This is a genomic window from Leeuwenhoekiella marinoflava DSM 3653, from assembly GCF_900129005.1.
GTDB lineage: Bacteria > Bacteroidota > Bacteroidia > Flavobacteriales > Flavobacteriaceae > Leeuwenhoekiella > Leeuwenhoekiella marinoflava.
Genome location: NZ_FQUN01000019.1, coordinates 1 through 19,311, shown reverse-complemented (window position 1 = coordinate 19,311; position 19,311 = coordinate 1). Strand labels below are relative to the sequence as shown.

Annotated in this window: 22 protein-coding genes; 13 read left to right on the top strand and 9 right to left on the bottom strand. The window is 34.3% G+C overall.

The features are described 5' to 3' along the window. Positions 1–53: 53 nt before the first annotated feature. The 8 genes from BUB91_RS16265 to BUB91_RS16230 all read left to right on the top strand — a co-directional run bounded on the left by BUB91_RS16265 (position 54) and on the right by BUB91_RS16230 (position 6,093). The gene (locus BUB91_RS16265) at positions 54–1,454 is read left to right on the top strand and encodes a nicotinate phosphoribosyltransferase (RefSeq protein ID WP_073100341.1); all 1,401 of its coding nucleotides are present in this window, start codon (positions 54–56) and stop codon (positions 1,452–1,454) included. Between the two features lie 4 nt (positions 1,455–1,458). Next, positions 1,459–2,001, top strand: coding sequence for a hypothetical protein (locus BUB91_RS16260; protein ID WP_073100340.1), 543 nt, complete (start codon positions 1,459–1,461; stop codon positions 1,999–2,001). Positions 2,002–2,004: 3 nt separating this feature from the next. Next, positions 2,005–2,613 (top strand): bifunctional nicotinamidase/pyrazinamidase, encoded by a 609-nt coding sequence (gene pncA / locus BUB91_RS16255; protein ID WP_073100339.1) that lies wholly within the window; start codon positions 2,005–2,007, stop codon positions 2,611–2,613. Positions 2,614–2,767: 154 nt separating this feature from the next. Continuing rightward, a complete protein-coding gene (locus BUB91_RS16250; protein ID WP_073100338.1) occupies positions 2,768–3,379 on the top strand; it encodes an SET domain-containing protein in 612 nt (203 codons plus the stop codon). Between the two features lie 47 nt (positions 3,380–3,426). Then, positions 3,427–4,137, top strand: coding sequence for a DUF429 domain-containing protein (locus BUB91_RS16245; RefSeq protein WP_073100337.1), 711 nt, complete (start codon positions 3,427–3,429; stop codon positions 4,135–4,137). A 235-nt stretch (positions 4,138–4,372) separates the two neighbouring features. Next, positions 4,373–4,741 carry a YdbT family protein gene (locus BUB91_RS16240; protein WP_073100336.1) on the top strand — a complete coding sequence of 123 codons (369 nt, stop codon included), beginning with the start codon at positions 4,373–4,375 and terminating at the stop codon, positions 4,739–4,741. Between the two features lie 83 nt (positions 4,742–4,824). Continuing rightward, positions 4,825–5,658, top strand: coding sequence for a hypothetical protein (locus tag BUB91_RS16235; protein WP_073100335.1), 834 nt, complete (start codon positions 4,825–4,827; stop codon positions 5,656–5,658). A 75-nt stretch (positions 5,659–5,733) separates the two neighbouring features. Beyond that, positions 5,734–6,093 (top strand): DoxX family protein, encoded by a 360-nt coding sequence (locus BUB91_RS16230; protein WP_073100334.1) that lies wholly within the window; start codon positions 5,734–5,736, stop codon positions 6,091–6,093. A 48-nt stretch (positions 6,094–6,141) separates the two neighbouring features. Here BUB91_RS16230 and BUB91_RS16225 read toward each other — a convergent pair whose 3' ends face one another. Then, positions 6,142–6,726 (bottom strand): T9SS type A sorting domain-containing protein, encoded by a 585-nt coding sequence (locus BUB91_RS16225; RefSeq protein ID WP_073100333.1) that lies wholly within the window; start codon positions 6,724–6,726, stop codon positions 6,142–6,144. A 219-nt stretch (positions 6,727–6,945) separates the two neighbouring features. Between BUB91_RS16225 and BUB91_RS16220 the strand changes: the two genes are divergently transcribed. After that, a complete protein-coding gene (locus BUB91_RS16220) occupies positions 6,946–7,824 on the top strand; it encodes an AraC family transcriptional regulator (protein WP_073100332.1) in 879 nt (292 codons plus the stop codon). A 329-nt stretch (positions 7,825–8,153) separates the two neighbouring features. After that, complete coding sequence (locus BUB91_RS16215) at positions 8,154–9,020, top strand: helix-turn-helix domain-containing protein (RefSeq protein WP_073100331.1); 867 nt, start codon at positions 8,154–8,156, stop codon at positions 9,018–9,020. Positions 9,021–9,115: 95 nt separating this feature from the next. Here the strand turns inward: BUB91_RS16215 and BUB91_RS16210 are convergent, their stop codons facing one another. Then, positions 9,116–9,892, bottom strand: coding sequence for a S1/P1 nuclease (locus BUB91_RS16210; RefSeq protein ID WP_073100330.1), 777 nt, complete (start codon positions 9,890–9,892; stop codon positions 9,116–9,118). A gap of 245 nt (positions 9,893–10,137) precedes the next feature. Here BUB91_RS16210 and BUB91_RS16205 point away from each other — a divergent pair, with 245 nt between their 5' ends. From BUB91_RS16205 to BUB91_RS16195, 3 genes are all read left to right on the top strand, one after another. Further along, the gene (locus BUB91_RS16205; RefSeq protein WP_073100329.1) at positions 10,138–10,635 is read left to right on the top strand and encodes a hypothetical protein; all 498 of its coding nucleotides are present in this window, start codon (positions 10,138–10,140) and stop codon (positions 10,633–10,635) included. Positions 10,636–10,642: 7 nt separating this feature from the next. Next, positions 10,643–11,560, top strand: coding sequence for an alpha/beta hydrolase (locus tag BUB91_RS16200; protein ID WP_073100328.1), 918 nt, complete (start codon positions 10,643–10,645; stop codon positions 11,558–11,560). 164 nt (positions 11,561–11,724) lie between these two features. Beyond that, on the top strand, positions 11,725–12,477 hold the full coding sequence (locus BUB91_RS16195; protein WP_073100327.1) for a DUF4369 domain-containing protein: 753 nt from the start codon (positions 11,725–11,727) through the stop codon (positions 12,475–12,477). 76 nt (positions 12,478–12,553) lie between these two features. Here the strand turns inward: BUB91_RS16195 and BUB91_RS16190 are convergent, their stop codons facing one another. From BUB91_RS16190 to BUB91_RS16160, 7 genes are all read right to left on the bottom strand, one after another. Further along, on the bottom strand, positions 12,554–12,820 hold the full coding sequence (locus BUB91_RS16190) for a hypothetical protein (protein WP_073100326.1): 267 nt from the start codon (positions 12,818–12,820) through the stop codon (positions 12,554–12,556). Positions 12,821–12,862: 42 nt separating this feature from the next. Further along, complete coding sequence (locus BUB91_RS16185; protein WP_073100325.1) at positions 12,863–13,831, bottom strand: type I phosphomannose isomerase catalytic subunit; 969 nt, start codon at positions 13,829–13,831, stop codon at positions 12,863–12,865. A gap of 87 nt (positions 13,832–13,918) precedes the next feature. Further along, entirely contained in the window at positions 13,919–14,329 is a 411-nt protein-coding gene (locus tag BUB91_RS16180) for a 6-pyruvoyl trahydropterin synthase family protein (protein ID WP_073100324.1), read from the bottom strand. Next, on the bottom strand, positions 14,326–14,844 hold the full coding sequence (idi, locus tag BUB91_RS16175; protein ID WP_073100323.1) for an isopentenyl-diphosphate Delta-isomerase: 519 nt from the start codon (positions 14,842–14,844) through the stop codon (positions 14,326–14,328). Before idi ends, BUB91_RS16180 begins: the two co-directional genes overlap by 4 nt. A 105-nt stretch (positions 14,845–14,949) precedes the next feature. Further along, positions 14,950–16,872, bottom strand: coding sequence for an OmpA family protein (locus BUB91_RS16170; RefSeq protein WP_073100322.1), 1,923 nt, complete (start codon positions 16,870–16,872; stop codon positions 14,950–14,952). 14 nt (positions 16,873–16,886) lie between these two features. Next, complete coding sequence (locus BUB91_RS16165; protein ID WP_128759389.1) at positions 16,887–17,831, bottom strand: PorP/SprF family type IX secretion system membrane protein; 945 nt, start codon at positions 17,829–17,831, stop codon at positions 16,887–16,889. 40 nt (positions 17,832–17,871) lie between these two features. Beyond that, positions 17,872–19,311 (bottom strand): Ig-like domain-containing protein (locus BUB91_RS16160; RefSeq protein WP_139250539.1); only part of this gene is annotated, 1,440 nt, incomplete at its 5' end.

The following is a 19,311-nucleotide window of genomic DNA, read 5'->3' as shown; positions in this document are numbered from 1 at the left end:
ATTGATATGGATTCATACATAAATTGGTAAATTCACTTAACCAAAGTATTACAATGTTTCAATTTACTGCTACCTATACAGACCTTTATCAGCTAAGTATGGCTCAGGTCTATTTCAATAAAAACCAAAATCAGCAGGCGGTTTTTGATTACTTTTTCAGAAAACTTCCGTTTAAAGGAGGTTATGCAATCTTTGCCGGATTAGAAGAAATTCTTTCCATCATAGAAGATTTGCGTTTCTCAAATGAGGATATTGAGTATCTCAAACAACATCATTTTGAAACGGAATTCTTAAATTATTTAAGGAATTTTCGCTTCCGCGGAACTATCAATTCTGTGGCTGAAGGCGAAATCGTTTTTCCTACCGCTCCTATTTTGCAAGTTGAGGCCAATCTGATCGAAGCACAAATTATTGAAACCATACTCCTCAACACCTTAAACTTCCAAACCCTAATTGCTACTAAAGCAAGCCGTATTCGTAACGTATCCGGCAATAAAACGCTACTTGATTTTGGATTACGCAGAGCTCAGGGACCGGGCGGGTATTACGCAACACGTGCAGCTATGGTAGGCGGTTTTAATGGCAGCAGCAATGTGATTACCGGTCGGGATTATGGTTTTCCCATTAGCGGAACTATGGCGCACGCATTTGTACAGAGTTATGATGACGAGTTGGTTGCTTTTAGAGATTTTGCTGAAAACAGACCTAAGAATTGCGTATTGCTTGTAGACACGTACGACACCTTAAAAAGCGGAATGCCTAATGCAATTACCATTGCAAAAGAAATGGAATCAAGAGGTCAGAAACTGCTTGCGATTCGTTTAGACAGCGGTGACCTTGCTTATCTTTCTAAACAATGCCGCAGAATGCTAGATGCAGCAGGTCTGGACTATGTAAAGATCGCTGCCTCCAACCAGCTGGATGAATATGTTATTCAAAGTTTACAGAATCAAAATGCTCCAATAGATATTTATGGTGTAGGAACCAACCTGGTTATTGGCAAGCCTGACGGAGCATTAGACGGTGTTTACAAACTCTCTTTTGCTAATGGAGAACCACGTATTAAAATTTCAGAAAGTATTTCTAAAGTGACGTTACCCCATAAAAAGCAGGTTTATCGAATTTTTAATGAAGAAGGTCAGCAAATTGGTGCAGATGTAATTGGTCTGGCTGATGAATCTCATATTGACCGTATGCATCACCCGGTAGAACCTTTTAAAAAACTAAACATCGCAACGCTAAAGCAGAAAATTTTACTTAAACCGGTTATGCAAAACGGAAAGCGCAATCATCCCAAAAAATCTGTTGAAGAAATTGCTAACTTCAGCAAAAAGCAATTGGCTTTATTACCTGATGAATACAAGCGTTTCGACAATCCGCATATTTATAAAGTAGGTATAAGCGACCGCCTAAAAGAAGAACGCGACCGCCTTATTGCCGAGCATAAAAAATAAACATATGACCGTTAAATTGTTTTCTTTTCTTTTTCTACTCTCTTCACTGTCGTCTTTTTCGCAAAGCGAAAAAACAGACCATTATTTAACCCAAGAAGAGAATGAAACCTGGTTGGCCAATTTTCAAAAATTAGACAATAAAAACGCTCAGCTAGAAGCAGTCAAAGAGAAAATAATTTTTGATGCTAAGTTTAACTATTCATTTATAACTGGTATTTGTGCCGGGGTTGGAGAGCATACACGGATTAAAACAGAAGTAAAGAACACTAAGTCCCGTATAAAAAAGAATACAGCAGATTGTAAAATATTTTTTGTTTTGAATACTGATCAATCTTATTTTCTGAACTTAAAAAAGCAAGAAAATCATAAAGAAATATTAGACCTACTTAATGCATCAAATATTGATACAATTACCCCTCTAAATAGAGGTGCAATGGCAATTTATGGGGCTCGGGCTAGTTGTGGCGCTGTTATGATTAGTTCTAAAAATGCTCATCTAATCGAATCTTTAAAAAAATTAAGCAAGCAGAAAACAACCAAATTTTAACTTATGAAAGCTCTTATTATAATAGATATGCAAAATGATTTTATGCCCGGTGGTGCACTTGCTGTTCCCGGCGGCGATCAAATCATTCCACTAGTGAATAAATTACAGGAGAAATTTGATCTGGTCATCGCCACACAAGATTGGCATCCTGAAAATCACTCTAGTTTTGCAGATAATCATCACGATAAAGAAGACTTTGAGACTACTCTAATTGATGGGGTTGAGCAAACTCTTTGGCCGGTGCATTGTATCCAAACAACTGATGGTGCCGATTTTCACCCACATATGAATGCTGCTAAAATAGAAGCCATATTTAGAAAAGGAACAGACCCTAAAATTGACAGCTACAGTGGTTTTTATGACAATACGCATAAAAAGTCAACCGGTCTTGCCGGTTACTTAAAAGGAAAGGGAATTACCTCGTTACACTTTTGCGGTCTTGCAGCAGAGTTTTGCGTGAGCTATTCGGTTTTAGATGCTTTAGAAGAAGGTTTTAAAGTAACCTTATATGAAGATGCAACCCGCGCACTAGATCCTGATGCTTTTGATCTGATGAAAGACAAAATCTTCGAAAAAGGCGGGAGAATTAAACTCGCTGAAGAGTTTGTCTAAACATTATAAACCTAAGGATTTTCACTTTTAGCACTACTTTATAGATTTTTAGTGCAGGCTGAATTATTATGAATTTTCAATTGAAATAGTAATTACATTAGATGGCTTTTAGTCAAGCCTAATAATGATATTTATTAATTGAAAACATACATATATGATTCACCCACATACAGAAATTCGATTTATAAGTGAGACCGTAGGTCACGGTGTTGTTGCTACACAATTTATCCCTGCCGGAACTATAACATGGGCTTTGGATAAATTAGACCGTGATTTCACACCTGCTGATTTTGATAAATTAGATCCGCTTTATCAAACTATTTTAGAAACCTATACCTATAGAAACAAAGCAGGAAACCTTGTACTTTGCTGGGATAATGGCCGTTTTGTAAATCACAGCTTTAAATCTAATTGTATAAGCACTGCTTATGATTTTGAAGTTGCCGTGAGAGACATCTATCCGGGCGAAGAACTTACTGATGATTATGGGTATTTGAATGTGACCAGCCCTTTTACAGCTATTGATGAAGGTACCGAAAGAAAGACCGTTTATCCAGACGACTTGCTTCACTTTTCAAAAGAATGGGATGCAAAGGTAAACGCTGTTTTTTCAAAAATCACACAAATAAAACAACCTCTTAAAAATTTGATTTCTGAAGAAGTTTGGCTTGAAATAAATGACATAATAGCCGGTCGACTACAAATGCGCTCTATTGCCGAGAATTATTTTGACTCGCAAAAAGTTGAAACTTCAAGTACTAGATAGCTCAACTTATATATTGTATTATCTATATTTTGCAGAAAAGATTTTTTATGATTTTAGGAGGAATAGATGGCTGTAAATATGGATGGATTGTAATCACTCAATCTGAATCAAAGTTTGAGTATTATCTTATTAGAAAAATTGAAGAACTTCCAGAGCTATTCAAAAATCAAAAAGCTCGGTTTTTTATTGATATTCCTATTGGTTTATCATCTAAAAACTTTACCAGAACAATTGATGCAAAGCTACGTTCTGAGCTCAGTTCTAGAAGATCAACTGTTTTTAATGCTCCGTGTAGACCTGCAGTATATGAATCAGATAGAGCAAAAGCTAAAGAATTGAATATTCAAATCGAAGGTAAAAGCCTCTCTGAGCAAACCTTAAATATTAAAGACAAAATTCAAGAAGTTGATACCTATATTATTACCAATAAACATTCTATTGATTTATTAGAAAGTCACCCTGAGATTTGTTTTAAATACCTCAACGAAGCCCAACTAGTTCTCTCTAAAAAATCTGATCAAAAAGGTATAGCTCAACGCCTCTCTATTTTAAAACAGTATAAACCTAATATTGATAAATTCTACAACAAGGCCCTTAAGGAAACTAAACGTAAAGGTGTAAAAAGAGATGACATCTTAGACGCTCTTTGTCTAAGCATTTCTAACACTCTTGCTTTTTTAAATAAAATAAGCTTCATTGAAGATTTTAATAAATTAGACGAGAAACAAGTCCCTATAAGTGTTGCTTTTTTTAAATGATCCATTTATAATTTCATCAAAAACCTTGGCTAGTAAGGAATTCCGTAATAATTTCATTCGAAATTGATTTAAATTGCTCTTGAAAAGGGATCTTATCTTTTTTCAACATCCCAACTTGTTGAAAATTAATCTTATTGTTCAACTATTTTCTTAAAATTAGAAAACTAACATCTTGGTTTAACAATATACCAATCTTAATTTAATGCAATTATTATTTAAAAAACGAAGGGTTTATATGAATCTTATCATAGGTATAACTTGGGTTATTCTTGTACTATCTAAATTTTTCATCAAAGAACCTATCAATTGGTTTGATTATGCAATGCTGGTCTTGGCCTTATATTATTTTACTCAATATTATTTCAATCACAAATATCAGTATCTTACTGTAACTGATGGCGAAATAGTTAAACAACGAATTTTTTTCAAAAAAGCTATTCCCATTAATACTGTTAAGCGTTTTTACCGAAATAAAGCAGGAGATTATGTTATTGAAGGAAGTGAGAAGAAAATAAAAATCGATCCTTTAGCTGTACAACCCGAATCACTAAAGGCATTTAAACTCTTTACTGCTCAGCTTAAAGTACCTAAAGAAATTCATTAGGATATGACCACTTGAGTTATTGCCAGTACCACCTGTAAGTTTAATTTAGTTTAGCTACTAAATCATAAAACTAATCAGGTATTATGCAAAAACTATTTTCACTACTCGTATTGGGTTTGCTCCTAATTCAATGCAAAAAAGCTAACCCAGAAAATACAGATACTGAGCAAAGTCAAATTCCGATAGAACAAAACCAAGGAATAGGCGGTGGCGCTCCATCTCTTGAGGATGCAGTTTCTCAAACTATAGCAACAGCTCACCAAAATGACGCGTTTTTATCTAAAGAAACTATACGTTTTAATATCAATCTCGATTTTGGAGGTGTTAATCGTTTAGACGCAAAGGTTACACTTCTAACAAATAGCAGTAAAATACGTATTGATAAAACAGACGGAAGTAGTCTTATTTATGATGGCGAAAGCGTTTATCTAACTCCAAAGGAGGCAAATTCAGCTAATGCTCGTTTCGACATATTTACCTGGGCTTATTTCTTTGCATTCCCTTATAAATTAGCTGATCCCGGTACACACTTAACTCCCCTTGAAACTCCAGAATTGGACGGAAGTCAATATGAAAGTTTCAAACTCACCTTTGAATCGGGTACCGGAGACTCTCCCGATGATTGGTATGTAGGTTATTTAAATAATGATCACACCATCCACGCTGCCGGGTATATAGTTACTTTTGGCAATAAACCAATTGAAAAGGCAGAAAGCTCCCCACACGCAATTGTATATTCTAATTACAAGGAGATAAACGGAATACCAATTGCTACAACTTGGGATTTTTACAATTGGTCTCAATCAGCAGGCTTATTTGGCGAGCCTATAGGACACGCAATATTGAGTAATTTAAAATTCACAAAAGCCTCAGATTCAAGTTTTACAAAGCCAGCTTCTTTTCTAGAAATAGAATAAGCAAATTAGATAACAGATAATTCAAGCGTAATGAATTGGTTGTTTTTTTGTCTACATTTAAAAGAAATTTGATCTATGATTTACTCTTGGCATCTTTACCTGATGGCGGCAATGTATATAATTGCCGGTATAATGCATTTTATAAAACCTAGAGCTTATATGCGTATTATGCCAAGATATTTACCGGCTCATAAGAGCTTAGTTTATCTCAGCGGTTTTGCCGAAATACTTCTTGGAGTTGGATTATGCTTTTCAGAAACAAAGAATTTAGCGATCTGGCTAATTATTATAATGCTTACCGTTTTTTTGCTAGTTCATTTTTATATGTTGTCTTCTAAAAAAGCAGGTCTTAATTTACCTTCTTGGGTACTATGGGGAAGAGTCTTTCTACAATTTGGTTTGATGTATTGGGCCTATTTTTATTTAACCGCATAAAAAAAGCCCTTGCTGTTAAGCAAAGGCTTTTTAAAATTGTCGTATTTCCTACTTGATCTCAATTTGTTTTGAGAAATAATCTTTACCTACAGATACTCCTATTCTATAGTTACCAGCAGGTAATTCTTGAAAGTTAAGAGCTTGTTTAACTACCAGGTTATGATCTGAAAGAGATTCTATGATAGAACCACTCTCATCATATACACGGGTTGTCGTTTTTACTTCTTTAGGATTTGTAAAAGAAATCATTACGATATTATCCTGAACTCTGTAGTTTGGTTTAAAAACTGTTTTACTCTCGTCTTTTACGATATCTAAGCCTTTAAACTCTTTTTTTATTGTAGTGTAAGATTTAGCATAATCGTCTTCATAGATAAGATAGTACTTTCCTACAGGAAGCTCTTCTAAACTTAACGTTTTTGTATCGTTAGCTACAGTACCAGCATACTCAGTATATAAACGTTCTCCGTCAACATCCTCAAGGTAAATCTGAGCTCCTTCAATTGCATTTGTGTATTCAACTTGAACCATAAAATTCTCGTTAACAGTCACTGCTATTCCGTCTGCTGCACTAGCATTTAAACTAAAAGTAAATGTCAATGCTAATACCAAAGTTTTTATACTTGTTTTCATAGGTTTGTTTTTTTGTGAGTGATTTAATTTATTCACACTACAAATATATGGCGGTAATTCACCTTAGAATAGAACCCAATGTGCAAAATTATGTTCTATTTTAACTTCGCATATATCTTTTTGTTTACTTTTGCGAAAACTATACATATTTAGGTTAATATAGCATAAGTCATAAGTTAAATGCTTGTCTAACTTTATACTAAACTAACACGCAAGCCCATGATTAAATCTCCAAAACCAGCATTTGAAAAGATTGAACCCGGTTTTGGTAGTTCATTTTCATATCGCACCTATGATGAAAATCACGAAAATAACAACCACAATTTCTGGCATTATCATCCTGAACTTGAATTAGTTTACGTAAAAGGCGGTACGGGTAAGCGACAAGTAGGTAGTCACATATCTTACTATAGAAATGGTGAACTCATATTAATTGGTTCTAATTTACCTCATTGCGGCTTTACAGACTCACTAAATAATTATGAGCGAGAAACCGTTATACAAATGCGCCCAGATTTCTTAGGAGAATCTTTTTTTAATATTCCTGAAATGCGAAGTATAAAAGCGTTATTTGAACGTGCTAAAATGGGTATTGTTTTTCACGGTGAATTAAAAAGGGATGTAGGGTCAAAAATTGAAGCCCTGAAGACTGTATCTAATTATGAGCGCTTATTGGGATTACTTGAAATCTTAAAACTCTTGGAAGTGGCAGATAAGTATACCGTACTCAATGCTCAAGGGTTCATTTTAGAAACTGAATTACAAGACAATAATCGAATCAATATTATCTTTAACTTTGTAAAAGAAGAGTTTAAAAGACAAATCACTCTCGAAGAAATTTCTGAATTGGTGAGTATGACCGTACCAGCTTTTTGCAGGTATTTCAAAAAAATTACTGGAAAAACCTTCACACAGTTTGTAAACGAATATCGCCTAGTACACGCCGCAAAATTACTCCATGAAAAACCTATAAGTATTACAGATGTTTGTTTTGAAAGTGGTTTTAATAATTTTAGCCACTTCAATAAACAATTTAAAAAATTTACTGGCAAAACTCCTTCTACTTATCGTAATGAACTGAAGTTCATTGTCTCCTAGAATATTTTAAGTAGTTTCTTATAAATCTCAAAATTTTAGTTGACTATAAATCCCAGTTGTTTAACACAAAATTTTGTTAAATAACTGATTTTTAAAAAATTAACCTATCATAAGTGTATTTCTAACTATATTAGTTAATACGAGTTAAATTGATCGTTTAGCATTCTTTTAGATTTCTTATTTGTATAATACATAAGTTTTATATTGCTTAATTTTTTGTTAAATAAGTTCTATCTGTAATAATTCACTTATAATACTGTAACTTTTAATTCCCCCTTAAGACATATAGTTTCCCCTGATGCTACAACAAAATCTAAACTTACAATGCCATGACGCAGTTAAACTGGCAAGACATTTTTATAATAAATCGATTTTCTACTTCAAGATGGGATTCTGGGTTCAATAATGAATTATATTTTCAGATAATTTTTATTGAAGACGGAAGCGGGAGAATTAATCTTGACGGAAAAGTTACAGCTTTTAAAAGTCGTGATATTTTCATTTTTAATAAAAATGAAGTGCCTCAAATTAAAATTCATGAAACAACAACTTTCATAATTTTTAAATTCACAGATCTTCTATTTTCAAGTAAAGTTAGCCTCCCAGACAAACAATACTGGCTGAGGCGTAGTGAATTTATATTAAATCATCCTAAAAGAAGATTTCAAGAAGCGCTTAAGTCTATTGAAGAACGAGATCTCATCTGGAGGATTCTTTTCTTTATACGTAAAGAGAATACAAATAAAGAGCAATATCATCTTCAGATAATAGCTAATATGGTTAGTACTATATTAAGTGTTTTAGCAAGAAATATAACAGAAACAAATCCAGAAAGTTCCGGCTATAGTCAGTCAAAAAAGAAAGAGCGTATAGATGAGATTTATGCTTATATACGTTACAATATTTATGATTCGAGTATGCTCAAAATTTCTGTGATTGCAAAACACTTTCACATAACAAGTAGTACGCTGAGTAATTACTTCAAGAAAGAAACTGGCAACTCACTTCACAATTATATTTTACTTTATAAACTTGAAATTGCTAAAGACAGACTTTTAAATTCAGACTTTACAGTATCTCAAATAGCATTACAATTAGGTTTCACTGATGAAAGCCACCTAACCCGTATTTTTAAAAAGTATTGTGAATCTACCCCAAAGCAATATAAAGATGCACACGTGTCTGCTGATAAGTAAAAAGTTTTTGGTAAGCTCTAATTAATTGATGCGATTATTTCTTATAACCTAGTAAGTATTAAAAATAATATGGCTTAGAGAACTTAAATTCGTTCTTAACCAAATATCTCATTTAAAACAGAAGCAAGACGCACTCCACCTTTTTGGAGTTGGTTTTGTACAATTCCTATATGGTCTGCTTGATATCTGTAACTTAACTTTGCTCCTATTTCAGCAGAATTGTATACCATTTCTGCAAGATCTTGACCCTCAGCTACCCAATCAAGGATATTTCCTTTAGTTAGTTCTCTATATTGGGCTTTAGACACTGAACCATAATTCTCAGCAAGTTCGCTATAAGACATTCCATAACTTTCTATCATTTTAGAATCCCACAGTGAATGTAAATTAGTACCGTCATTAAACCAACGCACTTGAAAGTCATTTCCTCCTTTGTCATCTGCGTGCCCTAAATGTAAAGGCTGGTGCAAATCACCTATAAAATGAACCAAGAGTTTAAGGTAAAAAACCTTATCCTCTTTAGAAGCAGTTTCTGAAGTCAATACATCTTTACATTTCTCTATTCCCATAACGATATCCCCGTATTTATTATGCTCTGCTTCAGCATAAGAAAGTCCCGGAGCTATATTTACATAATGCCAGCTACCATACTTTCTATACTCATCATAACTTTTTACTTCGTCAGCGTATGTAGAAATAACCACTAAAGTTTCTTCACCCAGTAATTTTTTAATCTCTCTCTGGGTTTTATTGTTTAAATATTGTGTCGCGATTGCTGCTGTGGCACGGTGTCCCTTACTCCCCCAGTCATCTGCTTTAAGAATTGCAGTGTTTAAAACCAATAGTAAAAGACTTAAAAGTATAGTTCTCATCAGAATATTTTTAGCAAATTTAAACCTTTATAAGACTTTAAAAACCTTATCAGCAATCAATGCTAAATGTATATTAATACATCCCTGATAGTAAAACATTTAATATTTAAAGATTTTTTAGTAAAACTCAGACTTTACATCTAAAACATTTAAGTTTAACTTACGTTTTTAAGGGCATATTGGGTTGATTATCTTTATACCTTTGCGTTAGTTTTTATCTTATAAAATTAAGAAGCAATTCTATTATGAAATCTTTTAATGAAGTACAACGTTTTGATCAATGGTGGCTAAGACTTTTGCTGATTGTAATCTTAGCTATTGCAGTAAGTCCATTAATTATGGACTGGGATACGTTAAAATTATCGCGCTTTGAGATTGCTTCTGTAATACTAAGCATATTCGTGATTTTAAGTTTGTTCTTAGGATTCTGGTACATCTTTAAGCTAGAAACTACCATCAATGAAAAAGGAATTACCTATAGATTTGTTCCTTTCCATATCAAATCGAGATTTAAGTCCTGGAAAGAAATAAAAAGTGCAACGATAAGAAAGTATAATCCTATTCGCGAATATGGAGGTTGGGGTTACCGAATTTCTTTTACTAAAAGGAAAGCACTAACCACAAAAGGAAACAGAGGTATTCAACTCATATTTAATGACGGTAATGAGTTACTTCTGGGAACTCAGCAGCCTGAAAAAATTGCGGAACTCTTCAAGCAGTACAACATTCCTCATAATAATTAAATACACTATGCGTTTAGCAGTTTTCTTGTGCTTTATTCTTTTCTTAAACACTTTACACTCTCAAAGTCTTATTGAGTCTAACATAAGAGTGAATCATCTAATTTCGGGTACTTTATTAGAGCAAAATATCAAATCAGATACATTAGCAATTATTATTCCAGATTCTGGTGCTACTGATCGAGATGGAAATCAGAGAAACATGCAAAGCAACAGCTTGAAGTTTTTAGCTGAAGGAATCTCCAATGAAGGTATTTCTACATTCAGATATGATAAACGTTTAATACCTCTTATTCTTCAAAATACGCTTCGGGAAGAGAGTTTGCGATTTGATGACTTTGTTAACGACGCAGTAGATATTGTAAAATTCTTCAAAGAAAAATATACTTCAATTATACTTATAGGTCATGCTCAAGGATCATTAGTCGCAATGCTGGCTGCTGAAGAAATTGAAGTTGCTAAAATTGTTTCAATTGCCGGAATGGGGCAACCTATAGATAAGCTCATAATAAGTCAACTTGAATTACAAGCCCCCGGACTTGTAGAGAATGCAAAACAAGCATTTAAAGACCTTAAAGAAACCGGAAAATCAAAAAATTACAGTCAGGGTTTAATATCTATTTTCAAACCTTCTGTTCAACCTTTTATGAAAAGTTGGGTAAGTTATGACCCTTCAGAAATTATAACTAAACTTAATCTACCTATACTACTCATACAGGGAACTAAGAACTTACAAATCCCTCAAGAACAATCAGAATTACTCAAGACAGTAAGACCTGAAGCTAAACTAGTTCTTATAAAAAACATGAATCACGTTCTAAAAGAAATTGAAGGAGATGATCTTGAGAATTCAAAATCCTACAACGAACCATACAGAGCAATTTCTTCTGAATTGATAAAAAATATAGTTTCATTTATTAAAGAATAAATCCTTTAAAAAATTATCGAAATCTTAGCAAGATCTAAAAACCACAAACTCTTTAGCTCATCAGGCTTATCTTAAACTGTTTTAATAAAAGTCTTGCTAAAGGATAGATGCATTAGCTTTTAAAAAAGATTTTAGGCATATTTGCAGCAAACAAAACATTTAAAATGCGAACAAAATTAGCGCTTCTAAGCCTCATTGGATTATTCTTAGTAACGAGCTGTAGTAAAGAAGGAGACTTTAAGTTGACCGGTAAAATAAACGGTTTAAAGAAAGGAACCATATATCTTCAAAAGATTGAAGATACAACACTCGTGACTTTAGACAGTCTGGTAGTAGACGGTAACTCTGAATTTGAATTTATAGCTGATTTGAAAGAACCTCAAATCGTGTATTTAACTTTAGAAAAAGTGGATGCCTATGAGTACGATGATCGCATTATTATTTTTGCTGAACCTGGCGAAATGACCTTAAATACTTCTCTGAAAAACTTTGAAAGTCAGGCAGCAATTACCGGATCTGAAAATCAACTAAAACTAGATGAGTATACTAAAATTATCCACCGCTTTAATGATCAAAATTTAGACTTGATCAAGAAAAGCTTTGAAGTTCGAAAAGATGCCGTAGAAGATTCTATTTTATACTATGATAATCAACTGCAGAATCTAACTAAACGCAAATACTTATATACAGTCAATTTTGCAATTAGTAATAAAGATTATGAGGTTGCTCCATATTTAGCTGTTTCTGAAATTTTTGATGCGAACGTAAAATATCTAGATACTATTTACAATTCTCTTAAACCGAAAATCAAAAAATCTAAATATGGTAGTGCTCTAAAAGATTATATCAAAGAGCGCAAAACTGCAGAAAAAGAAATGGTTACTACTGTAACCGACACTACCTACACAGAAGAGTAGAACAAGTAAGTTATCACCTAAAAAAGCCTCGTGTAGAAATACACGAGGCTTTTTTAAGTGATAGTTTTAATAAAAACTACAAAGCGTTTACACGATCTATTAAAGCTTTACCACGCTCTTCTAACTCAGCACTAACTGCTTTAAGATGCTTGCTGCGATTTTCTACTTTATTATCATTAACTTTTGCGATCAAGTCATCAAAGGTTACGATAGCATCATCAATAATTGCTTCAGACTTGCTGTGATCTTCTTTTGGATTAATTGCCTCCCAGATGTACACTGCATCAATTATATCTCCTAAAACAAAGTTTATGCCTTTTTTAAGGTCTCTAATATTTGCCATAATATAAATTTTGCGCAAAAGTACGCTTAATTATCTCAGCTGTTATAGATAAACTTCTAGAATCTTACAATTATCAGCCTCTAACTGAACCGCTTTAGTATCAGCAGGAATTAATAAGGTCTCTCCAGAAGATAGCGTTCCGTTTATAGCTCCATCAGAAAACTTAACTGTACCTGAAACAACAATGATGATTGTAAAAGAATCTGTTCTTTCAACAGAATAAACCTGCTCTTGAATATTTACCCAATCAGTTTTAAAATACGTATGATGTTTAACAACCTGTGCCTCATTTTTAGCACTACGATCGTAATCTAATTTAAAGTCCTGAGTCGTTTCAAAATCTAAAACCTCTCTTGATTCTTTAACGTGTAAGTCACGTAAATTACCATTGTCATCTTTACGATTATAATCGTAAACACGATAAGTCACATCTGATGTCTGCTGAATTTCAGCTAATAAAACACCGCCACCAATTGCGTGAATGCGCCCAGCATTGATAAAGAAAGAATCTCCTTCTTCTACAACGTGCTCATCCATCACCTCTTCGATTGTAAGATTATCTATACGCTCATCGTACTCCTCTTTTGTTATTTTAGTATTAAAACCTACTGTTAACTTTGCACCTTCATCAGCTTGCATAATATACCACATTTCAGTTTTACCTACTCCTGTAGGTGAAGTCTCATCTGTAGGATGCACCTGAATTGAAAGGTCGCTAGCAGCATCAATAAACTTTATGAGTAATGGAAAATGGGATCCAAAAACATCATGGACCTTTTTACCTAAAAATCCTTCAGGATTAGAAACTATCACTTCATTTAAAGTCTTTCCTTCTAAAGCTCCTTCCTTTACAATACTCTGACCTTCTTCAAGATCTGCAATCTCCCAGCTCTCGCCTACTTTTGCAGTAGCGCTATCGCCTTTTCCGAAGATTTCATTTAGTTTTTGACCTCCCCAAATCTTCTCTTTAAGAACAGGCTTGAATGTTAATGGATAAACAGAATTGCTCATATTTTTTCTAATAACCACGAGGGCGTTTTTTAATTAATAATTTTTTATTAGTCAAATTCATTTTAAATGGCATCGAGCGTTGAAGCTTTATTTGCCATTATAGCTTACAAAATTACGCGGAGTTTCATAAAGAGTCACTTCAATCTCAAACTCAGCTTCAAGTTTTTTTCTCATTTTATTGTAGATCACCACACAGATGTTTTCAGCAGTAGGATTTAGCTCTGCAAATTCCGAAACGTCTAAATTAAGATTCTTATGATCAAATGGATCTTCTACTTCAGACTTGATGATATCTTTTAAGATCTTAAGATCAATTACAAAACCAGTCTCAGGATCTATCTCTCCGGTTACAGCAACAATAAGTTCATAATTATGCCCGTGATAATTAGGATAACTGCATTTCCCAAAAACTTCTAAGTTTTTAGCATCATCCCATTCTGACCTGTAAAGTCTATGGGCAGCGTTAAAATGGGCTTTACGACTTACCGTTACTTTCATTGTTCTATGTGATTATAAAATTTTTCAAAAATGATTTTAAACCACTCTGTATAAATTTCAGGATGAACATTCATATCTTCTTGTATGGCTTCAAGGGACATCCACTTCCAGGCAGCTACTTCATCTGGATTCAAATCTGGTTCTCCTTCAAAATCACCTAATAGAATGTGGTCATATTCATGTTCGGTAAGTCCGTTATCAAAAGGAGCTTTGTATATAAAAGAAATACTTTCTTCTAAATCTACAGTAAAGCCCATTTCTTCCATCAAACGTCTTCTACCGGCATCTATATTAGATTCTCCTTCACGCTGATGACTACAGCAGGTATTCGTCCATAAACCCGGTGAATGATATTTGTGAAACGCTCGCTGCTGAATCATCAATTCCTTTTTGCTGTTGAAAACAAATACAGAAAAAGCTCTGTGCAATAAGGCTTTTTCATGAGCCTCAATTTTTGGCATCAAACCTACTTGCTGATCGTTTTCATCAACGAGAATCACTAATTCTTCTTTCATAAATTATTTTTGATTGTAAATGTACAAATACCTTAAAGCCTTAACAATAGAAAAAGCCTTCTAAATTAGAAGGCTTTTTTGGGGTTTTGTTATGTAGATGCTTAATTAATAATCTTGAACGATAAACTCACTGCGTCTGTTGAGCTGATGTTGTTCTTCACTACATTTAACACCGTTGCTACATTTATTAAGCAATTGTGTCTCGCCATAGCCACGACCCGTTAAACGTTCTGAAGCTATACCGCCTTCATTAATAATATAATCTATAGTAGACTGGTTACGTCTTTCTGAAAGAGCTAAGTTGTATGCATCGTTACCGCGGCTATCTGTATGTGATCTAACATCAATATGTAGCTCAGGATATTCTTTTAAAATCTCGATAATCTTTGCAAGTTCTACAGCTGCATCAGGCCTGATATAAGACTTATCAAAATCAAAATAAATTGGATTGATCAACTTACCTAGATCAAAATTAGGAGGAATACTGGTAGTCGCTTTTTCAAGCTCTATGATCACGTTTACATCACTAGATTCTTCAGGTATTGCTACCAGCTTTTCTGCCGTAGTATAACCTTTCATTTCTGCACGTGCAAAATACTCTTCACCACAATCTGGATCTTCGTAAATAAAAGTAGCATCAGGCGCTACAGCTTCTCCTGAAATTAAAAGCTCATTTTCTAAATCACGAACTCCAACTAAAGCTCCATTTAAAGGTTCTTTTGTTTCTTTATCAATAACATTTACTGTTAAAATACTCTCACAAGCTTTACGTATAAAGCTATAAATATCATCGTCTAATGGATCATTAGCTCTGTTAGAGGCAAAAAATCCTTTACCTGAATCGGTGTCATAAACAAACGTAAAGTCATCTTTAGTACTGTTTATAGGTGCTCCAATATTAGAAAGCATATTCTTCTCAAAATCATAAATATAGACATCAAGACCTCCCAGTCCTCCTCTACCATCTGTAGAGAAGTAAAGCTTACCGGTTTTATCTATAAATGGAAACGTCTCTCGACCTGGTGTATTTATAGTAGCTCCTAGATTTTCTACTTCGCCATAGCTACCATCTTCATTGATTGCTACTTTCCATAAATCAGACTCTCCGAAAGTCCCCGGGCGATCTGAAGCAAAATATAAAATCTTACCATCTGGAGATACCGCAGGGTGCGCTGTAGAAAAATCATTATCATTGAAGGGAAGTTCAACTACATTCTCAAAACTATCTCCTGCTCCTTTTACTGCTTTGTAAAGTTTCAGTTTATTAGTCTTGTTACTATCTGAACGATATTGGTCTGCTGTAAAATTATTTCGGGTGAAATATAGCGATGCTCCATCAGGTGATAGCGTGGCCGTACTTTCATGAAATTCTGTATTAATGCTTCCTTTTAATTTTTCTACGGAATTAACCTGTGCACTCTCATCTATAGAACCAACATATAAATCTAAAAACGGTTGATTATTCCATTTATGAATGCGACTAATAAAAGTGCCGGTATCACGCGTTGAAGCAAACAATAATTTTTCTCCATAAAAAGCAGGAGCAAAATCTGAATACCCTTTAGCATTTACATTTAATTTATTAACCTCGTAATTTTGTCTCTCAGAGCGTATTTTGGTAATCGTATTAGGGTCATAATATGCTTCACCAGCAGCATCCATAAGCTCTTGATAGCGCGCTATCATTTCATCAGATTCATCATACTGTTCTACAGCTCTTAGAGCCTGTGCATATCTAAAATACTGATCTGGTGTTACAGATTCCGCATACTTTTTTACGAGCTTATCATACCAGGTTACTGCTTCGCTATAATCTGCGTTATAATAAAAACTATCACCAAGCTTAGAAAACAAATCTGCCGACTCATAGCCACCTTCTGCAACTTTTAAATAAATTTTCTGAGAGTCAACAAAAGCATATTGATTAAACTTCTTGTTTCCTTTAGCGACTTCACGCTCTTGAGCTACTATCTGAGAAGCATTAAGCACAAATACTAAAAGAACAATGCCATAATATTTTAGATTCATAGGGGTGTGTTTTATTAAAAGAAACGAGGGGTTAGCATACGATTGTATTCTTTGAAAAGTTCAAAGCGTAAAAACAGTTCATAAGTTCCGTTATTATAAGTCGCATTTCCAAGATCTGTAGTCTCACGATCGTAAGCAAAACCTATAAGCAATCCGTCATTTACTTGAAATCCTACTAAACCACTCAATGCTGCACTCCAGCGATAAGAAGCTCCCAATGTAAGCTTATCATAAAACATAAAGTTTGCGTTCACATCTACTGAAAGAGGCGCTCCCGCTACCATTTTAACTAAGGTTGAAGGCTTAAACTTTACATTTCTGTTTAAATCAAAAACATAGCCTGCTAAACCGTAATAGTGAATGTTTTCCTCAGCAACAAAAGTCTCTGCTCCCTGAGACCCACTTCGGTCAAAATGATCGGTCTGTAACAACTGAGGGGCAGATAAACCGGCATAAAATTTAGAATCATGATAGAATACGCCTACCCCCACATTTGGCGAAAGCTTGTTATCTATATTGATTAAAAACGGGTCGTTTGTATTAAACGGGTTCGTTCTACTGAAATCTACATCTAAAAGATGTAAAGACCCCTTTAGACCAAAACTAAATTTACCCTCAGCTCCAGTTTCTATAGTATAACTAAAATCTGTATTAAAATAAGTTTCCCTTGCAGGACCTAACACGTCATTTACTAAGCTAAAGCCCATACCTACTTTACCTAGCCCTATAGGACTATGTACCGATAGGTTCTGAGTTCTAGGAGCCCCATCAAGACCTACCCATTGACTGCGGTGCAGTAACACAATACTCGTAACCCCACGGTTACCTGCATAAGCTGGGTTTATAACCAAAGGATTATACATATACTGCGTATACTGAGGATCTTGCTGACTATAGCCTGAAGCTGCGATTAATAATAGAACCAGCAGCAGCAACTTACTCAAATTTCTTTTCATCATTATAAGTCTTTTATTATAAGTACTCATTGAGTAATCTTTATTAATTAATGTAAAGGAATGAAGCTTTATTTCGCACTGCACCCGTTGTTGGATCTGCATACTCAATTACATAGTAATACGTTCCTGTAGGCAAGCGCTCACCTCTTCTTACCGTTGCACGGCCATCAGAGAAACCACTAAATACATTTCCGTTATCTATACTATAACCTTCAGTACTGTAAACTTCAACTCCCCATCTGTTAAAGATCTGAACTTTATTGTCAGGATATCTATCAATATTTTCAATCATAAAAATATCATTAAGACCATCACCATTAGGAGTCATCACATTGTAAATAATGATATCTCCATCTGCTAACACATTAGGGATAATTGTAATAGTAACATCATCAGGATTACCATTTTCATTTACATCCACATTGTCATCATTATTTGGATCATCAGACAAGTCTTCAATAATTTCTCCATCAGGTAGCACACCACTAATAAATGCCTGATTCTCTACAAATAATTGTTCAATATCTGCTTGATTTATAGAATATACTGCTGTAAAAGTTGTAGCATCAATTTCTCCTGGCTCTAAATCAATTGGACCTCCACTAACTTCAACTAATGGATCCTCAATCACTAGATCTGAGATGGCAACTTCACCTGTATTATAAACCGTGAATGTATATGTGATAGTTTCTCCCACTTGTGGTCTTTGATCTCCATTTTCATCATTAAACACTCCTACCTTTTCAAGAGCTAATCCTGAGACAAGCGGTGGTGGCGGAATCAAATTAGCATCCCTAACAGAAATGTAAACCGTTGCTATATCTGTTGCTACAGGAGCTCCTGAATCTACAACTTGATATGTAAATTGATCAGTACCTACAAAACCTGCATTAGGTGTATAAGTAAATGTACCATCTGAATTGATTGTAAGCGTTCCGTTTGTCGGACCATTTACAGGTGTAACACTAGTATCTACAGTCTGTACTTGACCTTCAGGATCAAAATCATTATCCAATACATTTTCATTTATAACTTCATCTAGCAATGTAAAGTAAGCATCATCATTAGCTACAGTACTATTTCCTAAATCAAGAGTTACTTCTATTGTGACAGTTCCTGTTGCACATAAGGATGGATCACCATTATCACATACCGTGTATTCGAATCTATCTTCTCCTACAAAACCAGATTCTGGAGTATAAGTATAAGTCCCATCAGGATTTACTATTACACTACCATTATTGGGCTGTGTATTGCCAGTTACTGTCAACTCATCTCCATCAGGATCAAAGTCGTTAACCAGTACATTGCCCGTAGCCGGAACACCACTTTCTGTAATATTCGTGTCGTCATTAGCTATTGGAGCTTCATTCTCGAGTGAATCCTCTACAGGAATTACCTGAATAGTTACATCTGCACTGTCACAAGCTACAGGGCTACCGCCGTCACATACTTCATAACTGAAACTATCTGTTCCGATAAA

Bases quoted from the DNA above. Each gene is read 5' to 3' on its own strand.
- BUB91_RS16190 (WP_073100326.1), bottom strand. From the start codon at position 12,820: ATGGCAAATATTAGAGACCTTAAAAAAGGCATAAACTTTGTTTTAGGA.
- BUB91_RS16235 (WP_073100335.1), top strand. From the start codon at position 4,825: ATGCAAAAACTATTTTCACTACTCGTATTGGGTTTGCTCCTAATTCAA.
- BUB91_RS16170 (WP_073100322.1), bottom strand. From the start codon at position 16,872: ATGAATCTAAAATATTATGGCATTGTTCTTTTAGTATTTGTGCTTAAT.
- pncA (WP_073100339.1), top strand. From the start codon at position 2,005: ATGAAAGCTCTTATTATAATAGATATGCAAAATGATTTTATGCCCGGT.
- BUB91_RS16240 (WP_073100336.1), top strand. From the start codon at position 4,373: ATGAATCTTATCATAGGTATAACTTGGGTTATTCTTGTACTATCTAAA.
- BUB91_RS16195 (WP_073100327.1), top strand. From the start codon at position 11,725: ATGCGAACAAAATTAGCGCTTCTAAGCCTCATTGGATTATTCTTAGTA.
- BUB91_RS16185 (WP_073100325.1), bottom strand. From the start codon at position 13,831: ATGAGCAATTCTGTTTATCCATTAACATTCAAGCCTGTTCTTAAAGAG.
- BUB91_RS16230 (WP_073100334.1), top strand. From the start codon at position 5,734: ATGATTTACTCTTGGCATCTTTACCTGATGGCGGCAATGTATATAATT.
- BUB91_RS16165 (WP_128759389.1), bottom strand. From the start codon at position 17,831: ATGATGAAAAGAAATTTGAGTAAGTTGCTGCTGCTGGTTCTATTATTA.
- BUB91_RS16205 (WP_073100329.1), top strand. From the start codon at position 10,138: ATGAAATCTTTTAATGAAGTACAACGTTTTGATCAATGGTGGCTAAGA.
- BUB91_RS16210 (WP_073100330.1), bottom strand. From the start codon at position 9,892: ATGAGAACTATACTTTTAAGTCTTTTACTATTGGTTTTAAACACTGCA.
- BUB91_RS16225 (WP_073100333.1), bottom strand. From the start codon at position 6,726: ATGAAAACAAGTATAAAAACTTTGGTATTAGCATTGACATTTACTTTT.
- BUB91_RS16220 (WP_073100332.1), top strand. From the start codon at position 6,946: ATGATTAAATCTCCAAAACCAGCATTTGAAAAGATTGAACCCGGTTTT.
- BUB91_RS16215 (WP_073100331.1), top strand. From the start codon at position 8,154: ATGACGCAGTTAAACTGGCAAGACATTTTTATAATAAATCGATTTTCT.
- BUB91_RS16265 (WP_073100341.1), top strand. From the start codon at position 54: ATGTTTCAATTTACTGCTACCTATACAGACCTTTATCAGCTAAGTATG.
- BUB91_RS16245 (WP_073100337.1), top strand. From the start codon at position 3,427: ATGATTTTAGGAGGAATAGATGGCTGTAAATATGGATGGATTGTAATC.
- BUB91_RS16180 (WP_073100324.1), bottom strand. From the start codon at position 14,329: ATGAAAGTAACGGTAAGTCGTAAAGCCCATTTTAACGCTGCCCATAGA.
- BUB91_RS16250 (WP_073100338.1), top strand. From the start codon at position 2,768: ATGATTCACCCACATACAGAAATTCGATTTATAAGTGAGACCGTAGGT.
- idi (WP_073100323.1), bottom strand. From the start codon at position 14,844: ATGAAAGAAGAATTAGTGATTCTCGTTGATGAAAACGATCAGCAAGTA.
- BUB91_RS16200 (WP_073100328.1), top strand. From the start codon at position 10,643: ATGCGTTTAGCAGTTTTCTTGTGCTTTATTCTTTTCTTAAACACTTTA.
- BUB91_RS16260 (WP_073100340.1), top strand. From the start codon at position 1,459: ATGACCGTTAAATTGTTTTCTTTTCTTTTTCTACTCTCTTCACTGTCG.